Source organism: Streptomyces fructofermentans (assembly GCF_014651055.1).
GTDB lineage: Bacteria > Actinomycetota > Actinomycetes > Streptomycetales > Streptomycetaceae > Streptomyces > Streptomyces fructofermentans.
Genome location: NZ_BMWD01000002.1, coordinates 227,210 through 249,142 on the forward strand (window position 1 = coordinate 227,210; position 21,933 = coordinate 249,142).

At 73.5% G+C, this 21,933-nt stretch carries 18 protein-coding genes and 1 pseudogene; 6 read left to right on the plus strand and 13 right to left on the minus strand.

The window, feature by feature from the left end:
- Positions 1-10: 10 nt before the first annotated feature.
- Together IE265_RS04020 and IE265_RS04025 are read right to left on the minus strand one after the other, a co-directional pair.
- Positions 11-1,972 (minus strand): Xaa-Pro dipeptidyl-peptidase, encoded by a 1,962-nt coding sequence (locus tag IE265_RS04020; RefSeq protein WP_190033904.1) that lies wholly within the window; start codon positions 1,970-1,972, stop codon positions 11-13.
- Between the two features lie 107 nt (positions 1,973-2,079).
- On the minus strand, positions 2,080-2,559 hold the full coding sequence (locus IE265_RS04025; protein ID WP_190033905.1) for a macro domain-containing protein: 480 nt from the start codon (positions 2,557-2,559) through the stop codon (positions 2,080-2,082).
- A gap of 157 nt (positions 2,560-2,716) precedes the next feature.
- Between IE265_RS04025 and IE265_RS04030 the strand changes: the two genes are divergently transcribed.
- Complete coding sequence (locus tag IE265_RS04030) at positions 2,717-3,427, plus strand: MerR family transcriptional regulator (RefSeq protein WP_190033906.1); 711 nt, start codon at positions 2,717-2,719, stop codon at positions 3,425-3,427.
- A 96-nt stretch (positions 3,428-3,523) separates the two neighbouring features.
- Here IE265_RS04030 and IE265_RS04035 read toward each other — a convergent pair whose 3' ends face one another.
- The gene (locus IE265_RS04035) at positions 3,524-4,249 is read right to left on the minus strand and encodes an SDR family NAD(P)-dependent oxidoreductase (RefSeq protein ID WP_190033907.1); all 726 of its coding nucleotides are present in this window, start codon (positions 4,247-4,249) and stop codon (positions 3,524-3,526) included.
- 172 nt (positions 4,250-4,421) lie between these two features.
- Between IE265_RS04035 and IE265_RS04040 the strand changes: the two genes are divergently transcribed.
- The 3 genes from IE265_RS04040 (at position 4,422) to IE265_RS04050 (ending at position 8,191) form a co-directional block, all read left to right on the plus strand.
- The gene (locus tag IE265_RS04040) at positions 4,422-5,483 is read left to right on the plus strand and encodes an ABC transporter permease (RefSeq protein WP_190033908.1); all 1,062 of its coding nucleotides are present in this window, start codon (positions 4,422-4,424) and stop codon (positions 5,481-5,483) included.
- 118 nt (positions 5,484-5,601) lie between these two features.
- The gene (locus IE265_RS04045; RefSeq protein ID WP_190033909.1) at positions 5,602-6,669 is read left to right on the plus strand and encodes a sugar ABC transporter substrate-binding protein; all 1,068 of its coding nucleotides are present in this window, start codon (positions 5,602-5,604) and stop codon (positions 6,667-6,669) included.
- A 1-nt stretch (position 6,670) separates the two neighbouring features.
- On the plus strand, positions 6,671-8,191 hold the full coding sequence (locus IE265_RS04050; RefSeq protein WP_190033910.1) for a sugar ABC transporter ATP-binding protein: 1,521 nt from the start codon (positions 6,671-6,673) through the stop codon (positions 8,189-8,191).
- Between the two features lie 252 nt (positions 8,192-8,443).
- On the opposite strand, the gene IE265_RS04055 is transcribed toward IE265_RS04050, so the two are convergent.
- From IE265_RS04055 to IE265_RS04085, 7 genes are all read right to left on the minus strand, one after another.
- Positions 8,444-9,178 carry an IclR family transcriptional regulator gene (locus tag IE265_RS04055; protein ID WP_190033911.1) on the minus strand — a complete coding sequence of 245 codons (735 nt, stop codon included), beginning with the start codon at positions 9,176-9,178 and terminating at the stop codon, positions 8,444-8,446.
- Between the two features lie 127 nt (positions 9,179-9,305).
- Entirely contained in the window at positions 9,306-10,931 is a 1,626-nt protein-coding gene (locus tag IE265_RS04060) for a thiamine pyrophosphate-binding protein (RefSeq protein WP_190033912.1), read from the minus strand.
- A 93-nt stretch (positions 10,932-11,024) separates the two neighbouring features.
- The gene (locus IE265_RS04065) at positions 11,025-13,229 is read right to left on the minus strand and encodes a 3-hydroxyacyl-CoA dehydrogenase NAD-binding domain-containing protein (protein WP_190033913.1); all 2,205 of its coding nucleotides are present in this window, start codon (positions 13,227-13,229) and stop codon (positions 11,025-11,027) included.
- A 31-nt stretch (positions 13,230-13,260) separates the two neighbouring features.
- Entirely contained in the window at positions 13,261-14,475 is a 1,215-nt protein-coding gene (locus IE265_RS04070; protein ID WP_190033914.1) for an acetyl-CoA C-acetyltransferase, read from the minus strand.
- 21 nt (positions 14,476-14,496) lie between these two features.
- Positions 14,497-15,639, minus strand: coding sequence for an acyl-CoA dehydrogenase family protein (locus IE265_RS04075; protein ID WP_190033915.1), 1,143 nt, complete (start codon positions 15,637-15,639; stop codon positions 14,497-14,499).
- Positions 15,636-16,775 (minus strand): CaiB/BaiF CoA transferase family protein, encoded by a 1,140-nt coding sequence (locus IE265_RS04080; RefSeq protein WP_190033916.1) that lies wholly within the window; start codon positions 16,773-16,775, stop codon positions 15,636-15,638. The genes IE265_RS04075 and IE265_RS04080 overlap by 4 nt, the downstream gene beginning before the upstream one ends.
- Before the next feature lie 127 nt (positions 16,776-16,902).
- Positions 16,903-17,283, minus strand: a complete 381-nt coding sequence (locus tag IE265_RS04085; RefSeq protein WP_190034091.1) for an MmcQ/YjbR family DNA-binding protein — start codon at positions 17,281-17,283, stop codon at positions 16,903-16,905.
- 113 nt (positions 17,284-17,396) lie between these two features.
- Between IE265_RS04085 and IE265_RS04090 the strand changes: the two genes are divergently transcribed.
- The gene (locus tag IE265_RS04090) at positions 17,397-18,587 is read left to right on the plus strand and encodes a saccharopine dehydrogenase family protein (protein WP_190033917.1); all 1,191 of its coding nucleotides are present in this window, start codon (positions 17,397-17,399) and stop codon (positions 18,585-18,587) included.
- Between the two features lie 107 nt (positions 18,588-18,694).
- Positions 18,695-19,591: pseudogene (locus IE265_RS04095) on the plus strand (adenosine kinase).
- On the opposite strand, the gene mmpA reads toward IE265_RS04095, so the two are convergent.
- The 3 genes from mmpA to IE265_RS04110 all read right to left on the minus strand — a co-directional run bounded on the left by mmpA (position 19,572) and on the right by IE265_RS04110 (position 21,774).
- The gene (gene mmpA / locus IE265_RS04100; protein ID WP_190033918.1) at positions 19,572-19,715 is read right to left on the minus strand and encodes a morphogenic membrane protein MmpA; all 144 of its coding nucleotides are present in this window, start codon (positions 19,713-19,715) and stop codon (positions 19,572-19,574) included. The pseudogene IE265_RS04095 and the gene mmpA sit on opposite strands and share 20 nt — an antisense overlap.
- Positions 19,716-19,861: 146 nt before the next feature.
- Positions 19,862-20,551 (minus strand): endonuclease V, encoded by a 690-nt coding sequence (locus IE265_RS04105; protein ID WP_190033919.1) that lies wholly within the window; start codon positions 20,549-20,551, stop codon positions 19,862-19,864.
- Positions 20,552-20,631: 80 nt separating this feature from the next.
- Positions 20,632-21,774 (minus strand): WD40/YVTN/BNR-like repeat-containing protein, encoded by a 1,143-nt coding sequence (locus IE265_RS04110; RefSeq protein ID WP_190033920.1) that lies wholly within the window; start codon positions 21,772-21,774, stop codon positions 20,632-20,634.
- Between the last annotated feature and the right edge of the window lie 159 nt (positions 21,775-21,933).

A 21,933-nucleotide genomic window follows, 5' to 3' on the forward strand; every position in this document is an offset into this window, starting at 1 on the left:
CCGCGGAGCGTCAGGCGCGGCCTCCCGGGACACGGTGGGCGGCCCGCGGGCCCACGAGCCCGTCGAGGACGGCCCCCGGGGTGTCGTACGAGGACCCCGCGGTGGCCCTCCTGAAGGCGCCGGCGCCGCCGACGACCGGTACGCGCGCCGAGGTTCGGGCCAGGTCGACGGTGAGGGTCGGCGTGGTCGACGGGGGGTCGATGAGGTCCCGGTCGGTGCCGGCGACGATCAGGGCGAGGCGGTGCCCCGCGGGGACGACGTGGTCGGTCGCGTGCAGGTCGAGGGTGATCGTGTAGCGCCTGCCCGGGGCGAGCGGGGCGCCCTCGGTGTCCGAGGCGTGGTTGCCGAGGTCGGCCCAGCCCCGGCTGACCACGGTGTGTTCGACGTCCGCGGTCCTCGCCCGCGTCTCGCGGAAGCAGGAGCTGTCGCCCGCCGTGCTCGGGCCCCAGCAGGTGCGCTCGGTGAGCGTGGTGATGCCCTCGCCGGCGGCGGCGTAGTCGCGGACGGTGTCCGGGCCGAGGTCGACGAGGACCGCGGAGAGATGGGCGGTCGTGGTGCTCGGGGTGACGGAGACGGTCACCCGGGACGAGCCGGACAGCCGGAGGTCGCGGGTGAGCGGCCCCGTGGCGAATCCCGCCTTGTCCGGGGTCGAGAGGTCGATGCGGGAGGCCCAGTCCGCCTCGTCGTTGGCCGGGTCGTCGGTGAACGTCTCGGTGCCCGATCCGCCGCGCAGGCCGAGGGTGCCGACGCCGGGCTGCGCGCCCTTGCCCGGCCTCAACTGCACGGTGCCGGTGGCGCGCGGCGGCCAGACGTCCGAGGTGACCCACTGGTCGGGTGCGCGCTCGACGCGGGCCATGGGCTCGTCGTCGACGCCGTTGTCGTAGCCGAGGAGTTCGTGGTCGAACCAGCGGTGCAGGGTGTCGGCCCACTCGGCGCGCCGGAAGTCGAAGGGGTCGACGTGGCCGGTCTGGGACAGCCAGATCCTGCGGTCGACCCCGTTGCGGGCGAGGCCGTCCCACCACTGGCCGAAGTGCTTGGGGCGGACGTTGAGGTCCTGCATGCCGTGGATGACGAAGACGCTGGCTTCGACCTTGCGGACGTCCTTGACGTAGTCGCGTTCGGTCCACAGCCTCGTCCAGTCACCGGTCCGCGGGGCGCCGTCGACCAGGCGCTGCTGGACGGCGGCGCACCTGGCGCGCGCCTCGGGGCTCTCCACGTAGTTCGACAGCCATTCCGGGCCGGAGTCGTAGAGCGGGGCGCCCTTGGCAAAGTAGTAGTCGTACCAGGAGGAGATGGCGGCGATCGGGACGATCGTCTCCAGCCCCTCGACGCCGGTGGCGGCGACGCCGTTCGCGATCGTGCCGTCGTAGCTCTTGCCGATCATGCCGGTACGGCCGTTGGTCCAGCCCGCGCCGGCCCTGGTGGTCCCGGTGCGCGAGGTGTAGGCCCGGGCCCGGCCGTTGAGCCAGTCGACGACCGCCTTGGCGGACTGGATGTCGGAGCGGCCGCCCACGTCGACGCAGCCGTCGGAGCGGTTGGTGCCGGCGAGGTCGACGGCGACGAACGCGTAGCCGCGCGGGACGAAGTAGTTGTCGTAGTAGAGCGGCATCTGGACGACGTGGCCCTCGGCGTCGTAGGTCTTGCGCTGGCTCTCGTTGCCCCGGCCGCAGCACGAGTAGTACGGGCTGGCGTCCATGATGACGGGCACCTTGCGGCCCTGCTGGGCGGGCTCGCGGGGCCGGACTATGTCGACCGCGACGCGGTCCTTGCGCCCGTCGGCGTCGCCGTCCAGTCCCGTGTCGACCCAGACGGATTCGCGGATCGCGTTCTCGTACGAGTGGACGGGCAGGCTCTCCCGCGGGGTGGCGTGGGCGGCTGCCGGGGTCAGGAGCGTGGCCATCAGGGCGGCGGTGGCCGCTGTCGCGAGCGATCTCCAGGTGAAGGGGCGCTTGTAGCGCGCACGTGTCCGCATGCGCGGAAGGTACTCCGGTCAACTCCCGTGCGACAGAGGGCCGTTCGGGACGCATGGGGCTGCCGGGCGAAGCGGGGTGGCCGGAAAGGTACGTAGGTCGTCGGGGCTCAGTCGCCGTGGTCGTACACCGTGACGGCGATTCCGCGGCTCGTGAGCCGCTCGGATATGAGGGGCTCCACCCGGGACCAGGTCCCGCCCGCGAGACCGCAGCCGATGCGCGGCATGTGGACGGACGCGCCCAGTTCCACCGCCCGGTCGGCGAGGACGCCGAGCGCCGAGTCGATCGCCCCGTAGCGAACGGGGACGCCCTTGCTGCCCGTGCGGATGCCCCGCTGGCCGACCATGTTGGCCACCCACACGTACTGCTCCACGCGGACGCACCGGACGGCGCCGAGGCCGAAGTCGTTGCCGGAGCGCCCCCGGTGCCAGCGGCGGTAGTCGGCCTCGGGCTCGGGCCACCGCCGGGAGAGGGCGAGCACGAAGCCCTTGCCCCAGCCGCCCACGTCGTTGCACACATGGGCGATGATCTTGACGCCCTTGCCCAGTGGGGTGGTGGCGTCGCCGCGGACGTACGTGATCTCCGGCATGGCCCGATCCTACGGAGGGGCGCTGACAACGGGTCCGGCCCCGGCGCGGGAGCGGCACCGCGCACGTGGTGGCTCCTCGGCGCTTTCACCACACAGGTGAGACAGCAATACTGTTGCACCGCACCGAGCGGCAGACGCGGTACCCGAAGGAGCAGCCATGGCGACGGAAACCGAGGAGCCGACGCTCACCGTCGACGAACTCGCCGCCCGGGCGGGCGTCACCGTGCGGACGGTCCGCTTCTACAGCACGAGGGGGCTGCTGCCACCGCCGGTGATCGGGCCGCGCCGGGTGGGGCACTACGGCCAGGAGCACCTGTCGCGCCTCGCCCTGATCGAAGAGTTGCAGCACCAGGGCATGACGCTGGCGGCGATCGAGCGCTACCTGGAGCGGCTGCCGGACGGTCTGAGCGCACGGGATCTGGCCATTCACCGTGCCGTCGTCGCCTCCTGGGCGCCCGACTCGGCCGCGGAGCTGGCCCGGGCGGAACTCGACCGCCGCGCCGGGCGCCCGCTGAGCGGCGAGGACCTGGACCGGATGGTCGCGATGGGCATGATCCGGGAGACCGGGACGCCGGACACGTACGTCGTCGACCTGGGGCTGCTGAGGCTCGGCGTGCAGCTCCTGGACGTGCCGATCGGGCACGAGGCCATCCTCGCCGCGCGCACGGTCCTCGTGAACCACACCCGTGCGGCCGCGCGGGAGCTGTCGCTGCTGTTCCGGGACGAGGTGTCCGAGCGCGACTCGCTCGCCGCGGTCAGGGACCTGTCGGCCCACATGCAACCCATCGTGGTACAGGCCCTGCTGACGGCGTTTCAGCGTTCTTTGAAGGAGGAACTGGGGGAGTGGCTGCGGGAGCCTCCCGTCTGAGTCGCGCACCCCGTCCGCGCCGCGGAAGCCGCCCGCCGCAGGTCCGGTACCCCGGCCGCGAGCGCCGCCCGCCCGGGTCGCGCACCCCCCGAGTGGTCACAAGTAGGCGGAGCCGCCCGCCACGTTGAGGGTCTGGCCGGTCAGGAAGCCGCTGCCCTCGTCGACGACGTACAGCAGGGTGGAGACGAGGTCGCCGGGGAGCTGGACCCTCGGCACCGCCTGCTGGGCCAGGACGTGCTCGAAGCCGCCGTCGGCGCCGACCGTGCGTTCCGCGGTCGCGGTGCGGACCATGCTCGGCGCGATCGCGTTGACGGTGATGCCGTACGGGCCGAGCGCCGAGGCGAGGGACCGGGTGAAGCCGATCAGGCCGGCCTTCGACGCGGTGTACGCGACCATCGTCGGCGGTGCGGTCAGCACGGCGGCCGAGGCGATGTTCACGATGCGGCCCCAGCCCGCCGCCCTCAGGTGCGGCAGCACCGCCCGGGTCATCAGGAACGGCGCCTCCAGGTTGACGCGCATGACGCGCCGCCACTCCTCGGGCGTGGTGTCCTCGAACGCCGACTCCGGGTACACGCCCGCGTTGTTGACCAGGACGTGCAGGGTCCCGAACTGCTCGATGACCCGCGCGAGGCCCTCCCGCACCTGCGTCTCGTCCGTGACGTCGGCGACCACTTCCACGTAGTCCAGTATCAGTCCGGCGGTCTCGGTCTGCGGGACCAGGTCGATTCCCGCGACCCGGTAGCCGCGCCCGGCGAGCGCGACGGCGAACTCCCGGCCGAGGCCCTGCGCCGCTCCGGTCACCAGCGCGGTTCGCGTCTCCATGGCCCGAGTGTGATGACCCGTCAGGCTCCGGGCAAGAGCTGGTTTCCGCTGTTCGGAACGAGCGGCTCCCGGCCCTGTTCCATTCGCTGGAACGGCCCTGTTGCCGCACACGGCCGGGGGGCCGACGCTGCGGGGCGACCCCCAGCCGCCTGCCGTTCGGGAGCCGTGGCCGATGACCGGAACCGACCGCGCCGTGGACGACACGGAGCGCACCCCCGAACGGGGCACCGGAGCGCGCCGGTTCGGGCGTGGGCCCGGCCGGCCGGCGGCAGGCCGCGCGGGCGGGGTGCGGCGGAGGCTGCCCGACGAACTGGGCGTCCTGACGGTCCTCGCGCTGCTCGTCGCCGGGATCGGCGTCCCGTACCCCGAGTTCCTCGACAGCGACAACCTGCTGTCCACCGCGCACCACTCCGTCTACATCTCCCTGATGGCCTGCGGCATGGTCTTCGCCCTGGCCATGCGCGAGGTCGACCTGTCGGTCGGCGGCAGTTACGCGATGTGCCTGGTCGTCGGGGCCCTGCTGGTGCGCGAAGGGGTGCCCGCCTGGCTGGCGGTCCCGGTGGTCCTGCTCACCGGGACGGCGGCGGGCGTATTCAACGCGCTGGTCACGACCGTGCTCGCGCTGCCCTCGTTCATCGTCACGCTCGGCACTCTGATGCTGTTCCGGGGTGTGGGGCTGGCGCTCGCCGACGGGAAGCAGATCACCGATCTGCCGCTGGACGACTCCTTCTTCACCCTCGCGGGCGGTGACCTGGCCGGGGTGCCCTTCGCCCTGTGGGTCCTGGCGGCCGCGGCGGCCGCCCTGGCCGTGGCACTGGCCCGCACGCGCTTCGGCGCCCGGGTGCGGGCCATCGGGTCCAACCCCGACGCCGCCGCGTTCAGCGGCATCCCGGTCGTCCGTACCCGCGTGCAGGCCCTCGCGCTGTCCGGGCTCACCACCGCGTGCGCGGCGTCACTCGCCCTCGCCTACTACGGCGCCGGCGACCCCACCCTCGGCCAGGGGTACGAACTCCAGGCCATCGCCGCGTGCATCATCGGCGGAACCCCGCTGGCGGGCGGACGCGGTTCGGTGGTCGGGGCCGTGGCCGGCGCGATGATCCTCTCCGTGGTCGCCTCCGGGCTCGTCTTCTTCGAAGTCCCCATCAACTGGACGTCGTTCGCGACCGGCGGGGTGATCCTCGTCGCGGTCGCGGCGGACAGCGCGCTGCGCCGCGACGGACGCCGTCGCCGCTGACACGCCCACTCCCCACCGGCGCCACCCGCGCCGGCCGACCCGAAGCCCCGTCCGATGCCAGTCCCGACCGTTCGGCGCCTTGTCCGGAGGCCTTGCCCGAAACGCCTTGGAGGCCGTGATGCACCATCCGTTCCGTACGACGTCAGCCGCGCTCGGCGCGCTGGTGCTGCTGTGCTCCACCGGTTGCGGAAGCGGCGGCGGTTCGGGCGGCAAGGACGGCGAGCTCGACATGGGCATCGCGGTGGCCAACATCAGCCTGAACTTCGCCCACGAGATGGTGCTGGGCGCCGAGAGCGCCGCCGACCACGCGGGCGACGTGAACTTCAAGGCCGTCGGGCCGCCGAACACGGACGGTCCCGCCGAGGTGCAGCTCTTCCAGAACCTGACCGCCCGCGCCAAGGACGGCATCGTGCTGGAGAACCTCGACCCGCCGATCTTCACCCGGCCCGCCGCGCGCGCCGTGGACCGGGGCATCCCCGTCGTCGCGCTGGACACCGCCCCCACCGACGGCAGCAAGGTCACCTTCTACGTGGGCAACGACAACTACGCGCTGGGCCGGTTGATGGCCGAGGAGGCCCTGGAACGCCTCGGTGACGATCCGAAGGGGGAGATCGTCATCGGGGTGCCCAACCCGGGTACGCCCGTCCTCGACAACCGGGCCGAGGGCATCGCCGACACGTTCGCCGAGAAGGCCCCGGGCGTGAAGGTGCTCGGACCCTTCCAGACGTACAGCGATCCGGGGCAGAACCACAGCTCCTGGTCCTCCCAGGTGGGCGCGCACCCCGGGGCACTGGCCTTCCTGGGGGTGGGGGACGCCGACAGCTACAACCTCGCCAAGATCAAGAAGGAGAAGGGAGGGAAGTACCTGACGGCGGGCTTCGACGTCGATCCCAAGACCCTGGAAGCGGTCAAGGAAGGGTCGAACTTCGTCACCATCGACCCGCAGCACTTCCTCAAGGGCTATCTGTCCACGGCCATGCTGATCGAGTCGGTGCGCGACAACGACGGCAAGCTGCCCGACGGCTGGTTCCTCGCCCCCGGCGGGGTCGTCGACTCCTCGAACATCGACGAGGTCATCACACGGCAGAAGTCCGCGAAGGCGGCGTACGACTGGTACCGGCCGGTGATCGACAAACTGCTCGGCGACCAGGACGCCCAGTTGAAGCCGCTGAAGGACGCGCGCTGAGATGACGTACGACGGCGTGGCGGACGGACGCCCGGCCGACGGTGACGGCGTCGCCCGCGGTGACCTGCTGGTGGCCGAGGGGCTCGTCAAGGCCTACGGCGGTGTGCGGGCCCTGGACGGGGTCGGCATCCGGCTGCGGGCCGGCGAGGTGCATGCCCTCGTGGGCGAGAACGGGGCCGGCAAGTCCACGCTGGTGCGCGTCCTGTCCGGCACACTGGCACCCGACGAGGGGTCGCTGCGCTTCGCGCGGGAGGCCCGGGCCGGCGGAATCGCCGTCGTCTCGCAGGAGTTGAGCCTGTTCCCCGATCTGTCCGTACGCGAGAATCTGTTCCCCCACCATCCCCCTCGCCGCTTCGGACTGCTCGACCGGGGCGCGATGGACCGAGCGGCCCGGCCGGTGCTCGCCGAACTGGGGCTCGATCCCGCTCCCGGCACCCTTCTCGGCGAACTCCCATTGGCGGAACAGCAGTTGACGGAGATCGCCCGGGCGCTGCTGCGCCGCCCCAGTGTCCTGGTGCTGGACGAGCCGACGTCCGCGCTGCCGGCCGCCGCCGTGGACCGCCTCGAAGGGGTGCTGCGCACCCTCACCGGGCGGGGCATCGCGATCCTCTACGTCACGCACTTCCTGGCGGAGGTGATGCGCGTGGCGCACAGGGTGACGGTACTGCGGGACGGCCGCGTCACCCTGGCCGGCGCTCGGCGCGAGGACGTCGGTGTGCCGGACCTGGTGACGGCCATGCTGGGCGGGGCCCCGCCGCGGCAGGTGCCCCGGACGCCGGTCGCCGCCGGGGGCCCGGCGGCGGTGGAGCTGTCGGGGGTGTGCGTCCCGGGCCGGCTGGCGGACGTGTCCCTCGCGGTGCGGGCCGGGGAGGTGGTGGGGGTGGCCGGCCTCCAGGGCGCCGGTCATGCGGCGGCGCTGGAAGTGGTGTGCGGACGTACCGACGTGTCCGCGGGGCGGGTCGACGTCGCGGGGCGGGGGCGTCCTCGTTCGCTGCGGGACGCGGTGCGGGCGGGTGTGGCGTTCGTGCCGAGCGACCGCAAGCGCCACGGGCTGATGACCGACCGTACGGTGTGGGAGAACGCCACGGCGGTGAGCCGGCTGGCACTGGGGCGCGGCGGTCTCCTCCCCTCGCGCGCCGAACTCGCGGGCTCCATACAGAATGTGACGGCCCGTCTGCGACTGCGCGGCGGGCCGTACGACGTCGTGAACCGGCTCTCCGGCGGCAACCAGCAGAAGGTCGTCTTCGCGAAGTGGCTCGCCACCGACCCGCGCGTGGTCGTGCTGGACGATCCGACGCGCGGTGTCGATGTCGGAGTGCGGTCCGAGATGCACCGCATCATCGGCGAGTTGGCCGCGGGCGGTGCCGCCGTCCTGGTCGCCTCGACGGATCCGGCCGAGCTGACGGAGGTGTGCGACCGGGTGCTCGTCTTCGTCCGTGGGCGCGTGGTGGGCGAGGTCGGCGGTACGGAACTGACCGAGCACGGGCTCGCGGTGGCGATCCAGGCGGAGGGCGGACCCTGACGTCGGCCCGCCCGATCCGGCGTTGACCGTACGATGGCCGAACCGCCGCGTGCCGGGCCGGTGTTCGGTGACCGCGCCGCGCGGGCGGCACCCGTACGGTGACCGGCCCGCGACCGCCGAGACCGCGACCGTCGAGACCGCGACGTGGCCGACGCGCGCCCGCCGAGACCCTGGCCGTGGGCGACCCGCGCCCGCGCCCGCGAAGACCGTGACCGAGCCGTCCCCCCGAGCCCGTGACCGTGGGCGGGCCGGTCAGGCCGACAGGGCGCGGGTGAGCGCGCGGGCCGCCGCGCACACCCGGGCGCCGACGCGGTCCATGTCGAGGCGGCGGGTGCCGCCGGTCACGGAGAGCGCGGCAACGGGACGCGGATCGTGGCCGTAGACGGGGGCCGCGACGGCCGAGATCCCCACCTCGGCCTCCTCCAGGTTGACGCCGAACCCCCGGGCGCGGGTGCGCGCGAGGTCGCGGGCGAGCTGCCCCGGCAGGACGAGGGTGCGCGGGGTGAGCCTGGGCAGGCTCGCGTACGGCGGCCTCGGGTCGTGGGCCAGGAACACCTTGCCCGTGGCCGTGCAGTGGGCGGGCAGACGACCGCCCGTGCGCGACACGATGGGCGTGGCGCGGCGGCCGGTGATCTTTTCGAGGAAGAGGGTGTCGGGCCCGTCCGGGACGGCCAGGTGCACGTTCTCTCCGCTCGCCTCGTAGAGGTCGCCGAGGAACGGCAGGGCCGCGTCGCGCAGTTCGCGGACGGACGGCGCCGACTGGCCGAGCACGAACAGGGCGATGCCGATGCGGTAGCGGCCGTCGGCGCCGCGCTCCACCAGCCCGAGCCTGACCAGTTCGCCCAGCAGCCGGTGTGCCGTGGGCTTGGGCAGCCCGGTGCGCAGCGCGAGTTCGGCGAGGCTCTGCGCGCCCTCCGACTCGCCGCAGGCGCGCAGCAGCGAGGCCCCGCGCGCGAGGACCGACTTCGGCACCGGACCGTCCGTCATGGACCGATGGTCCGGCCCCGGCACGCACCTGACAAGGTGCGGGTCCGTGCGAGTCGCCGCCGGGCCGGGCGCGTCCGGCCCTCAGGGTCCCTCTCGGGTCGCGTTCGGGCGAGGGCCGGGGCCCGTCCTACCGGAGCGGTACGTCGACCAGTAGCGGTCGCGTCAACTCCGCCGCGCCGGCCACGAGTTCACGCAGGTGCTCGGCACTTTCGGCGCGCACCGCGTCGACGCCGAAGAACTCGGCGGCCCGGGTGAAGTCCAGCCGCCCCAGCTCGGTGCCCGGACAGGGCCCCGTGCCGCCCATCGCCTCGTAGGTGTCCTGGAGCGTCCGGTAGGCGCCGTTGCCCATCACCACGAACAGCACGGGAGCCCCGCAGCGGGCGGCGCTCCACAGGCCCTGGAGCCCGAACAGCGCGCAGCCGTCCCCGAGGACCGCGACCACGGGGCGCCCCGGTTCGGCGAGCGACCGGCCGACCGCGGCGCCGATGCCCCAGCCGAGTCCCCCGCCGACCGTGTGCGTGTAGCTTCCGGGCCGGTCCAGGCGGACGAGCCGGCGCAGCGGCAGGCCCACGGTGATGGCCTCCTCCACGACGGCCGCGCCCGGCGGCAGCCCGCGAGCCACGGCGTGGGCGGCGGCCAAGGGGGCGAGGGGCGCGGGCGAGTACGCGGCGCGCGCCGCGGCCTCCGCGCGGTCCCGGTCGGCGGTGTGCCGCTCGCCCGCGCGCAGGATCCGGGCTTTCGCCGTGTGCGCGGGGACGCGTTCGCGGAGCAGGTCGGCGAGCCGGCCGAGGGACGGGCCGAGCGCGCCGACGAGTCCGTGGTCAGCGGGGAAGTTGCGGCCGATCTCGTCGGGGTCGGAGTCGAGTTGCAGGACGCGGACGCCGGGCGGCAGGGCGGGGCCCGGGCTGTAGTGGTGCGGGGTGAAGGCGTGCGCGCCGGTGATGAGCACGGCGTCGTGCGGGGCGAGCGCGGCGCGGATCGCCTCGTGGCGCGGCGGCAGCGTTCCCGCGTACAGGGGGTGGGTCGTCGGGAAGTCGAGCCAGTCCGCCATCGGCTGGTGGAACACGGGCGCCCCGCAGGCCTCCGCGGTCCTGACGAGCGCGGACATCGCGCCGTCGCGCCCCACTCCGTCCCCGGCGACGATCACCGGGCGGGCGGCGGCGGCGAGCAGGACGGCGGCCCGGTCGAGCCCGGCGGCGGCGGAGCCGGGAGGTGCCGGTGTCCGCGCGGGCACCTCGACCTCCGTGTCCTCGGCGAGCAGGTCCATGGGCACGGACAGGAAGACGGGTCCGGCGGGGGGCCGCAGCGCGAGCGCGAAGGCGCGACGCAGGGCGAGGGGCAGGTCGCGGGCGTGCTGGATGTCGTACGTGGCCTTCACGGCCGGTGCGGCGAGCGCGACGAGGTCCCCGGAGAGCATGGGGTCCTGCTGGAGGTGTCGGCGGTCCTGCTGGCCCGCCATCACCACGAGCGGGGTCCGCGAGCGGCGCGCGTTGAGCAGGCCGAGGAGTCCGTTGGCGAGGCCCGCCGCGATGTGCAGGCTGACGAAGGCGGGCCGGCCGGTGGCGCGGGCGTAGCCGTCGGCCATGGAGACGACGGCGCCCTCGTGGACGCCGAGCACGTACTCGGGTGCCCGTTCGTCGGCCACGAGGGCTGCCAGGAACGGCAGTTCGGTGGTGCCGGGGTTGCCGAAGACGCGGTCCACGCCCTCGCCGCGCAGGATGTCGAGCAGGGCGGGGGCGGGGCGGCAGCCCATCGTGTGCTCCTCGGGGGACGGGGACCGGGTTCGCCGGTCAGCGTCCGGTCCCCGCCTCCGGGGAGCAAGGGAGTCGTACCGCTCAGCGGTACGTCACGCGTCGGCCGGCCGCCGCGCGTCGGTGAACCGCTCGCCCTTGTCCGCCTTCTCCACGAGCAGGGCGGGAGGTGCGAACCGCTCGCCGTAGCGCTCGGCGAGTTGGCGCGCGCGGGCGACGAAGCCCGGCAGGCCGCCCTCGTACCCGTTGATGTACTGGAGGACCCCGCCCGTCCAGCCGGGGAAGCCGATGCCGAGGATGGAGCCGATGTTGGCGTCGGCGACGGAGGTCAGGACGCCCTCCTCCAGGAGCCGGACGGTGTCCAGCGCCTCGGAGAACAGCATCCGCTCCTGCATGTCCTCGAACGGGATCCGGTGGCCGGGCCGGGTGAAGTGCTCGCGCAGGCCCGGCCAGAGCTGTCCGCGCCTGCCGTCGTCGCCGTACTCGTAGAAGCCCGCGCCGCCGCTGCGGCCCGTACGCCCGAAGTCGTCGACCATGCGGTCCACCACCGTCTCGGCGGGGTGTGCCTGCCAGGTGCCGCCCGCCTCCTCGACGGCCTGCTTCGACTCCTTGCGGATCTTGCGCGGCAGGGTGAGCGTCAGCTCGTCCATCAGCGACAGGACCTTGGCCGGATAGCCGGCCTGGGCGGCGGCCTGCTCGACGGAGGCGGGCTCGATGCCCTCGCCGACCATCGCCACACCCTCGTTGATGAAGTGGCCGATGACGCGGGAGGTGAAGAAGCCGCGTGAGTCGTTGACGACGATCGGGGTCTTGGAGATCTGCCGTACGAGGTCGAAGGCCCGCGCGAGGGCCTCGTCGCCGGTTCGCGCGCCCTTGATGATCTCGACGAGCGGCATCTTGTCCACCGGCGAGAAGAAGTGCAGCCCGATGAAGTCGTCCTGCCGCTCCACGCCCTCGGCCAGCACGGTGATGGGCAGCGTCGAGGTGTTGGAGCAGAGCAGGGCGTCGGGTTCGACGATGTGCTGGATCTCCTGGAACACCTTGTGCTTGAGCGCCGGGTCCTCGAAGACGGCCTCGATGACGGCGTCGCAGCCGGCGAGGTCGTTCGGGTCGGCGGTGGGCGTGATCCGGGCCAGCAGGGCGTCGGCCTTCTCCTGGGTGGTGCGCCCCCGGGAGACGGCCTTCGCGCAGAGCTTCTCGGAGTAGCCCTTGCCCTTGGCGGCGGACTCGGCCGACACGTCCTTGAGGACGACGTCGATGCCGGCGCGCGCGCACGAGTAGGCGATGCCCGCGCCCATCATCCCGGCGCCCAGGACGGCCACCTTGCGGACCGGGCGGGGCTCGATGCCCCGGGGCCGGTTGGCGCCGGAGTTGACGGCCTGGAGGTCGAAGAAGAACGCCTGGATCATGTTCTTCGCGGTCTGGCCCGCGGCCAGTTCCACGAAGTAGCGCGCCTCGATGACCTGGGCGGTCTCGAAGTCGACCTGGGAGCCCTCGACCGCGGCGGCCAGAATGTTGCGCGGGGCCGGGTAGGGCGCGCCGTTGGTCTGTTTGCGGAGGTTGGCCGGGAAGGCGGGCAGGTTGGCCGCGAACTTCGGCTGGGACGGGGTGCCGCCCGGGATGCGGTAGCCGGGCCTGTCCCACGGCTGGGCGGACTCGGGGTTGGCGTCGATGAAGGCGCGGGCCTTGGCCAGCATCTCCTCGCGGGTGTCGGCCACTTCGTGGACGAGGCCGTTGTCGAGCGCGCGCCGCGGGGTGTACTGGGTGCCCTGGAGGAGCACCTTGAGGAGCGCGTCCGCGATGCCCAGCAGGCGTACGGTCCTGACGACGCCGCCTCCTCCGGGGAGCAGGCCGAGCGTGACCTCGGGGCAGCCGATCCGGGAGCCGGGCGCGTCGAGGGCGACGCGGTGGTGGCAGGCCAGCGCGATCTCGAAGCCGCCGCCGAGCGCGGCGCCGTTCATGGCGGCGACGACGGGCTTGCCGAGGGTCTCGATGCGGCGGAGGTCGCGCTTGATCGCGAGCCCTCCTTCGAGGAGCTGCTGCGCGGTGTCCGGCGTGACCCGGATGAGGTCGCGGAGGTCGCCGCCGGCGAAGAAGGTCTTCTTGGCGGAGGTGAACACGATGCCGCGGACGGACTCGGGGTCCGCCCGGACCTCAGCCTCCAGTCGGTCGGCGATCGCGGTGAGGGACTGCCGGAACGCCTGGTTCATGGTGTTCGCGGACTGGTCGGGGTCGTCGAGGACGAGGGTGACGACGCCGGTTCCGTCCTGTTCCCAGCGGATGGTGGTGCTCTCGGTCATGGCTGTCTTCTCCGTAAGGGGGACGGGGCGGTCAGAGACGTTCGACGATGGTGGCGATGCCCATGCCGCCGCCCACGCAGAGGGTGGCGAGGCCGTAGCGCTTGTCCTGGCGTTCCAGCTCGTCGACGAGGGTGCCGAGGATCATCGCGCCGGTGGCGCCCAGCGGGTGGCCGAGCGCGATCGCGCCGCCGTTGACGTTGACCTTGTCCAGGGACAGGCCCATGTCCTTCACGAAGCGCAGGACGACCGCGGCGAAGGCCTCGTTGATCTCGACGAGGTCGATGTCGTCGATGGTCAGTCCGGCCTTGGCGAGTGCCTTGCGGGTGGCGGGCGCGGGACCGGTGAGCATGATGGTGGGCTCGGAGCCGGAGACGGCCGCGGAGACGATCCGCGCACGCGGGGTGAGGCCGTGGCGCTCGCCGACCTCCCGGCTGCCGACCGCGACCAGCGCGGCGCCGTCGACGATGCCGGACGAGTTGCCCGCGTGGTGGACGTGGTCGATCCGCTCCACCCAGTGGTACTTCTGCAGCGCCACGGCGTCGAAGCCGCCGAGGTCGCCGATGTCCGCGAACGACGGCTTCAGCCGGGCCAGCGAGTCCGCGGTGGTGCCGGGGCGCAGGTGCTCGTCGTGGTCGAGGACCACGAGGCCGTTGCGGTCCCTCACGGGAACGACGGACCGCTCGAACCGGCCGTCCTTGACGGCCGCTGCGGCGCGCTCCTGGGACAGCTCGGCGTACTCGTCGACGTCACGGCGGGAGAAGCCCTCGATGGTCGCGATGAGGTCGGCGCCGATGCCCTGGGGGACGAAGTTCGTGGCGAGGTTGGTCATCGGGTCGGCGAACCAGGCGCCGCCGTCGGAGGCCATCGGCACCCGGGACATCGACTCGACGCCCCCGGCCAGGACCAGGTCCTCCCAGCCCGAACGGACCTTCATCGCGGCGAGGTTGACGGCTTCCAGGCCCGAGGCGCAGAAGCGGTTCTCCTGGACGCCGGCCACCGTGTCGGGCAGTCCGGCGGCGATCGCCGCGGTCCGCGCGATGTCGGAGCCCTGGTCGCCGACCGGCCCGACGACGCCGAGCACGATGTCGTCGACGGCCGCCGGGTCGAGCCCCGGGAAACGGGCCTGGATCTCGTGGATGAGCCCGACGACCAGGTCGATGGGCTTGGTGCCGTGCAGGGCGCCGTTCGCCTTGCCCCGGCCCCGCGGGGTGCGGATCGCGTCGTACACAAACGCTTCGGTGCTCACTGGTCAAGCCTTTCGGGAGGGTTAGCCGAGCAGGGAGCGGCCGATGATCTCCTTCATGATCTCGGTCGTCCCGCCGTAGATGGTCTGGATGCGGCCGTCGGTGAAGGCCCGGGCGACGCGGTACTCCGCCATGTAGCCGTAGCCGCCGTGCAGTTGCAGGCAGCGGTCCGCGACGCGCTTCTGCAGTTCGGTGGCCCACCACTTGGCCATCGAGGCGTGCACCGCGTCGAGTTCGCCGCGGGTGTGCTCGTCGACGCAGCGGTCGACGAAGGTGCGGGTGACGGCGCACTCGGTGGCCATCTCGGCGATCTCGAAGCGGATGTGCTGGAGCTTGGAGAGCGGGCGTCCGAAGGCCTCCCGCTCCTTGACGTACGTCGTGGTGATCTCCAGCAGGTGCTCGGCGGCGGCGATGCCCGCGACGGCTATGTTCAGCCGCTCCTGCGCGAGGTTCGTCATGAGGTGGACGAAGGCCCCGTCGAGTTCGCCCAGAAGGTTGTCCTTCGGGACCCTGACGTCGTTGAAGAACAGCTCGGCGGTGTCCTGGGACTTCTGGCCGATCTTGTCGAGGTTGCGGCCGCGTTCGAAGCCCTCCGCGCCGCGCTCCACGACGAGCAGCGAGAGGCCCCTGGCGCCTCCTTCGGGAGTCGTCCGCGCCACGACGACCACCAGGTCGGCCAGGATGCCGTTCGAGATGAACGTCTTGGACCCGTTGAGCAGCCAGTGGTCGCCCCGGTCCTCGGCGTGCGTCCTGATGCCCTGGAGGTCCGATCCGGCACCCGGTTCCGTCATGGCGATGGCGGTGATCAGGGAGCCGTCGCAGAATCCCGGCAGCCAGCGCCGCTTCTGCTCCTCGGTGGCGAGCCCCGTGAGGTACGGCCCGATGATGTCGTTGTGCAGGCCGAGCGCGAGCCCGGCGGCGCCGGCCCGGGTGAACTCCTCGGCGAGGACGGCGCTGTAGCGGAAGTCGGGGGTGCCGCCGCCCCCGTACTCCTCGGGCACGGCGAGGCCGAGGAGGCCCTGCCTGCCCGCCGCGAGCCAGGCGTCCCGCGACACGATGCCGTCGCGCTCCCACTGCTCGTAGTGCGGGAGCACCTCCTTGGCGATGAAGGTCCGTACGGTCTCGCGGAACGCGTCGTGCTCCGGCGTGAAGATCTGCCGCTTCATGCGGGGCTGCCCTTCAGGAGGTCGGGTACGTCCCAGTCACGGGCCACGTCGGCGGTGTCGGCGCCGGGCAGGGCGGGTCCTGTGCGGACGGACGTACGGGTGACGGAGAAGCGGGGTGCGGGGGCCGGCTGGACGATGCCGCCGTGGTCGGTGAAGGTGCCGCGGGCGGCGAGGTGCGGATGCCCGGGGGCCTCGCGCAGTGACAGCACGGGGGCCACGCACGCGTCCGTGCCGTCGAAGACCTCGGTCCACTCGTCCCTCGTACGGGTCCTGAAGCGGGCCGCGACCGCCTCGCGCAGTTCGCCCCAGCGCGAGATGTCCTTGTGCGAGTCCGCGTGGCCCTCCAGTCCGAGCAGGGTGACGAACTCGGCGTAGAACTGGCTTTCAAGGGCGCCCACGGCCATGTACTGGCGGTCGGCCGTCTCGTACGTCCCGTAGTAGGGGCAGCCTCCGTCGAGGAGGTTGGCGCCGCGCCGGTCCTGCCAGCTGCCGACCGCCATCATGCCGTGGATCATCGCCCCGAGGTGGGCGGTGCCGTCGACGATCGCCGCGTCCACGACCTGGCCGGTCCCCGTGGCGCGCGCGTGGTGCAGCGCGGCGAGGACGCCGACGACGAGGTAGAGCGAGCCGCCCGCGTAGTCCCCGACGAGGTTCGCGGGGACGGCCGGCGGCCGGTCCGGTTCGCCGATCATGCCGAGGGTGCCGGTCGGGGCGATGTACGCGATGTCGTGCCCTGCGCGCAGGGCGAGCGGCCCGTCCTGGCCCCAGCCCGTCATCCGTCCGTACACGAGGGCCGGGTTGCGGGCGTGGCAGACCTCGGGTCCCACTCCCAGGCGCTCGGCGACACCGGGCCGGAAGCCCTCGACCAGGATGTCGGCGCGGTCGGCCAGCGCGAGGACGACGTCCGCGCCGCCGTCCGCCTTGAGGTCGACGACGACGGAGCGCTTGTTGCGGTTGGTGACGTCGTGGGCCGGGTCGATGGCCAGGCCGCCGCCGTGCGGCCGGTCGACGCGCACGACGTCGGCGCCCAGGTCGGCGAGGAGCATGGCGGCGAACGGGCCGGGCCCGATGCCCGCCAGTTCCACCACGCGTACCCCTTCGAGCGGGCCGTGTCCTGCCGTCGCTGCCGCTGCCATCAAGCCCCCAGCACTGTGACACAACTGATGTAACATCAGTGATGTTAGGAACGTGTTCCACTCCGCACAAGCCCTGGGCGAGCAAGCGCTTAGCCAGTTCTGGGGGCCGGACGGCCCCGGGGGGAACTCAGCGGGCGTCCAAATCCGCCACGAGCCGCTTCGGGGCGATGGTCCGGTAGCTCTCCTCGACCCAGTCGCACAGCAGCTCCGCCGCCGGGGCGCCCTTCTCGTCCAGCGGGATCCGCACCCAGCCCGCCTTGCCCAGCCCGTACCCGGCGGGCTCCGCGCCCGGCGAGGCCAGGGCGTGGGCGTGGGCCACCTCGTCCTTCAGCTTGACCGTGACGCCGAGCGGGTAGCTCCCGTCGGAGACTCCGAGGAAGACGAACACCTTCCTGCTGACCTTGGCGACGCTCTCGCCCCAGGGGAACTCCTCCACGGCGCCCGGCAGCCCCAGGGCGAACTCACGTGCTTTTTCCCACTTCTTCAGGGCGTTCTTCGTGGGGGCCACCGCATCCTCCGCGTCCTGGTCGGCCCCGCGCACGGGGCCCTGGTCCGGCTCCTCGTGTCTCACGCTAGCCTCAGCCACCGACAACGGCGCGGGGTGCACGGCTGAGAGGTGCCATGAGCAGGCAGAACAGGACGGAACGCGCATACGACATCGTGCTCTTCGGGGCCACGGGGTTCGTCGGAGCGCTCACCGCGGAGTACCTCGCCGCACACGCTCCCGAGGGGCTGCGCTGGGCGATCGCGGCACGCGACACCGCACGGCTGGAACGGCTCAGGGAGCGGCTGGCGTCGATCGACCCGGCCTGCGCCGAGCTGCCGGTGCTCCGGGCCGACGCCTCCGATCCGGCCTCCCTGCGCGCCCTCGCGGAGCAGGCGCGCGTGGTGGCCACGACGGTCGGGCCCTACCTCAGCCACGGCGAGGGACTGGTCGCCGCCTGCGCGGACGCCGGGGCCGACTACCTGGACCTCTGCGGCGAGCCCGAGTTCGTCGACCTCACCTATGTGCGGCACGACGCCCGGGCGCGGGAGACGGGCGCACGCCTCGTGCACGCGTGCGGCTTCGACTCGATCCCGCACGACCTGGGCGCGTACTTCACCGTGCGGCAGCTCCCCGAGGGGGTGCCGCTGACCGTGGACGGCTTCGTACGGGCCGAGGGCATGTTCTCGGGCGGCACCTTCGCGTCCGCCCTCAACCAGTTCTCGCGCGGACGGCAGATGATCGCCGCGGCCCGGGACCGCGGACGGCACGAGCCGCGGCTGATGGGCAGGAGGGCGGCCGCCCCGCCGAGCGCGCCCCGGTACTCCAAGGAGGTGGGGGCGTGGGCGCTGCCGCTGCCCACCATCGACGCGCAGATCGTGCGGCGGTCGGCCCGCGCGCTGGAGTGCTACGGGCCCGACTTCCGCTACCGGCACTACGCGGCCGTCCGCACCCTGCCGTTCGCGGTGGGCGGGGTGGCGGGAGCCGGAGCCGTCTTCGCCGCGGCCCAGGTGCCGCCGGTGCGCCGCTGGCTGTCGGACCGTCTCAAGCCCGGCGACGGTCCCGACGAGGCGAAGCGCGCCAGGAGCTGGTTCTCGGTGCGGTTCGTCGGCGAGGGCGGCGGGCGGCGGGTCTTCACGGAGGTCGCCGGCGGCGATCCCGGGTACGGCGACACCGCCAAGATGCTCGCCGAGTCCGCCCTGTGCCTCGCCTTCGACGACCTCCCCGCGACGGCGGGACAGGTCACGACGGCGGTCGCGATGGGCGACACGCTGATCGAGCGCCTGCGAGGGGCCGGCATCACCTTCCAGGTCGCCGCACGCCGTTAGGCCCTCCCGAGGGCCGCCGGTCCTGCCGTTACTGCCGGCTGCCGGTCCCGCGGTGCGGCGTCCCCGACGGGGCGCCGCACCTGACGTTCGCCACCCCTGGAGTGTTCTTGAGCATCGAGACCGACGTCCTCGTCCTGGGCGGCGCGGGCGTCGACACGATCGTGCACGTGCCCGAACTGCCGCTGCCCTTCGCCGACAGCCACATGGTCCCCGCGATCACGGCGCGGGCCGGGCAGACCGGTGACTTCGTGGCCCTCGGCGTGCACGCGCTGGGGCTGCGCACGCACCACCTGGACATGATCGGCGCGGACCACGAGGGCGACCTGGTCCGCGCGCTCCACAGGGACCGGGGCATCGCGCTGACCGAGGTCCCGCAGCCCGCGGGCACCAAACGCGCCGTCAACCTCGTCGGCCCGGACGGGCGACGGCTCTCGCTGTACGACAACACGCGCGCGCGGGAGGCCGACCGGCTGCCCGAGGAGACCGTACGGGCCCTCGCGGCGGTCAGCCGTCACGCCCACGTGTCCATCACGCACCCCTGCGCACACGCGCTGCCCCTGCTGCGCGAGGCGGGGCTGACGATCTCGACCGATCTGCACAACTGGGACGGCGAGCAGGCCTACCACGAGCCCTTCGCGCTCGGCGCCGACATCGTGTTCCTGTCGACCGCCGAACTGGCCGACCCGGAGGCCACGATGCGGGAGATCGCCGCGCGGGGCCGGGCCCAGGTGGTCGTGGCCACCTCCGGCGCCGAGGGCGCCCACCAGCTCCTCGACGGCTAGTTCACGCACATCCCGCCCGTCCGGCCGCCCGGACCGGTGGTGGACTCCAACGGGGCCGGCGACGCCTTCGCGGCGGGCTACCTGTTCGGCCGGCTGACGGGCGAACCGCCCGAGCGGTGCGGCCTGTTCGCTGCCGTCGCCGGGGCCCACGCCTGCACGGTGCCCGCGACGGGTTACGACGTCATCGACCGGGAGTCGCTGCTCAGAGCGGCCAGCCGATGACCGTGTAGAGCATCCCCGCGATCCAGCCCACACCGGCGAGGACCGCGAGGGCCAGCCCGGCCACCACGGCGCGCTCGACGGGCTGGGTGGAGGCGGCGGGCTTCGGCGCGCGATGTGTCGTCATGCGGCCCAGCCTGCCGGTCGCGGCGGGTCCGGGCATCCGTACGCGTACTCAGAGCCCGTACTCAGAAGGCGTGCCCGGGCCCGGCCCGGGCACGCGCGGCCCCGCCCCGTGGCGGTTCGCACGGCGTGCCCGCGCGGCCCACCCGTTCAGGCGGCCGTCTCCTTCAGGGCCCGGCGGCACAGCGCGTCCGCCCGGCGGGTGGTCTCCGGCAGCCGGAAGGCGCGCGCGAGGTGGAGCGTGTGGGCGCAGGCGGCGTCCGCGCCCACCCGGTGCCCGACGGAGACGAACACCGGCTTGACGCCCGTCCTGGTGCGCAGCGCCCGGCCGACCTCCTCCTCGCCCGCGAGCAGGGGCGCCGAGGAGCCGCGTGCGGTCCCGGGCTCCTCGTACGCGAAGGTGAACGGGTTCTTCGCGACGCCGATCGTCGGGAGGCCGGTGAGGACGCCGAGGTGGCTGGCCAGGCCGAAGCGGCGGGGGTGGGCGAGGCCGTAGCCGTCGCAGACGACGAGGCCGGGCGCGCAGGGCAGGCCGTCCAGCGCGGCCAGCACGGCCGGGACCTCGCGGAAGGCGAGCAGCCCCGGGACGTACGGGAACGGCACACGGCCCACGGCGGTGGACTCGGCGACGACGTCGAGGGTCGCCGCGTCGAGCACGACGGCCGCTGCCACGACGACGTCGCGCTCGTCGTCGTAGGCGACGTCCACGCCCGTCACCCGGCCCTCCCCCACCGGGGGTCCCGGCTCGTCGAGGATCACCCGCCCCCGCAACTCGTCCTGCACGGCACGGGCCTGCTCCTCTGTGGCGGGCCAGCCCGCGGGAATGCGTACGGTCGTCATGGTGCCGACGAGCCTACGACCCCGCGGCAGGCGGCCACTCGGCGCCCGGCGGGACCGGTCCGGCCCGCCGGGCGGCACGCTCAGCGCTCCAGGCGGGCGACCCGGCCCTTCTCCCCGGAGGCCCAGCAGCCCCGGTCGGGCGCGCAGTCCACGGTGTCGTACGAGCCCGTGTCCACGGTCCGCCAGGTGCGTCCGCCGTCCCTGGTGAGGTCGGTGCCGGTGGGACCCACCGCGAGAGCCGTCGTACGGCTGCCCGGGAGCCAGGCGACGCCCGAGCGGTAGGCGGGCGGCGGCACGGCCGACGGCCGCCAGGTGCGGCCGGCGTCGCCGCTGACCGCCGACGCCCGGGGCGAGGCCTGGTCGGCGCGGTAGTCGCCGCCGACCGCGATGCCGTGCGCCCGGTCGCGGAACGCCAGCGCGAAGACCCCGCGCGCGGGGTCGCCCGCGGGGATCGGCGTGTCCGCCGCCCTCCAGGTCAGACCGCGGTCGGCGGAGTGCAGCACGCGCGCGCGGGCCGCGCCGCCGGTGGCCAGCCACACGTCGCGCGACCCCGAACTCACCAGGCACTGCCCGCTCGCCGCGAAGCCCGCCTCGCCCTCCTGCGCCGCGGGCATGCCGGAACTCGGCAACACCTTCCAGGAGCGGCCGCCGTCGCTCGTCGACAGGATGCGGAAGCGGCCGTCGACGGGGTCGCTCATGGCCAGCCCGTGGCGGCGGTCGAAGAACGTGAGGCAGTCGTAGAAGGCCTTCGCGTCGGTGTTGCGGAAGGACTCGGTCCAGGTCGCCCCGCCGTCCTCGGTGCGCAGCACCCGGGACGCCTCGCCCTCTCCGATGGCCAGCACCACCGCCCGTCGGCCGTCGAAGGCCTCGATGTCGCGGAACTCCAGCCCGGCGGCTCCGGGCGGCGACACGTTCCGCCAGTTCGCCCCGCCGTCCGAGGTGCGCAGCACGGTTCCCTTGGACCCGGCCAGCCAGGCGGTGTCGCGGCTGACGGCGGACAACCCCCGGAAGCGCACGTCCGTGCCGCTCGCGCTCGGCCGCCAGTGCGGCGCCGTCCCGTGGCCGGACCCCCGCGCGGCCGCGGGTCCCGCCGCCTGAGCAGGTGCGGGTTCCGCCGCCTGCACGGGTGCTGTGAGCGCCGCGGCGAGCGCCGCGCCGCACACCCCCGCTGTCACCAGTCGCCTCGTACGTCCCTTGCGTCGCGTCGTCCCCAAGGCCCTCATGGCGGGCGAAGCTAGCCCACTCCCCCGGCGGCGTCCAGATGCCCCCGCGGGCGCCGGCCGTCACTTCGGGAATCAACGATCACTCGCGTGATTGAAGACGGTGACAAAGGTCACTCGGAGTTCACACGATTGCGCGTGCACGGATTGACGGGTTCCGTC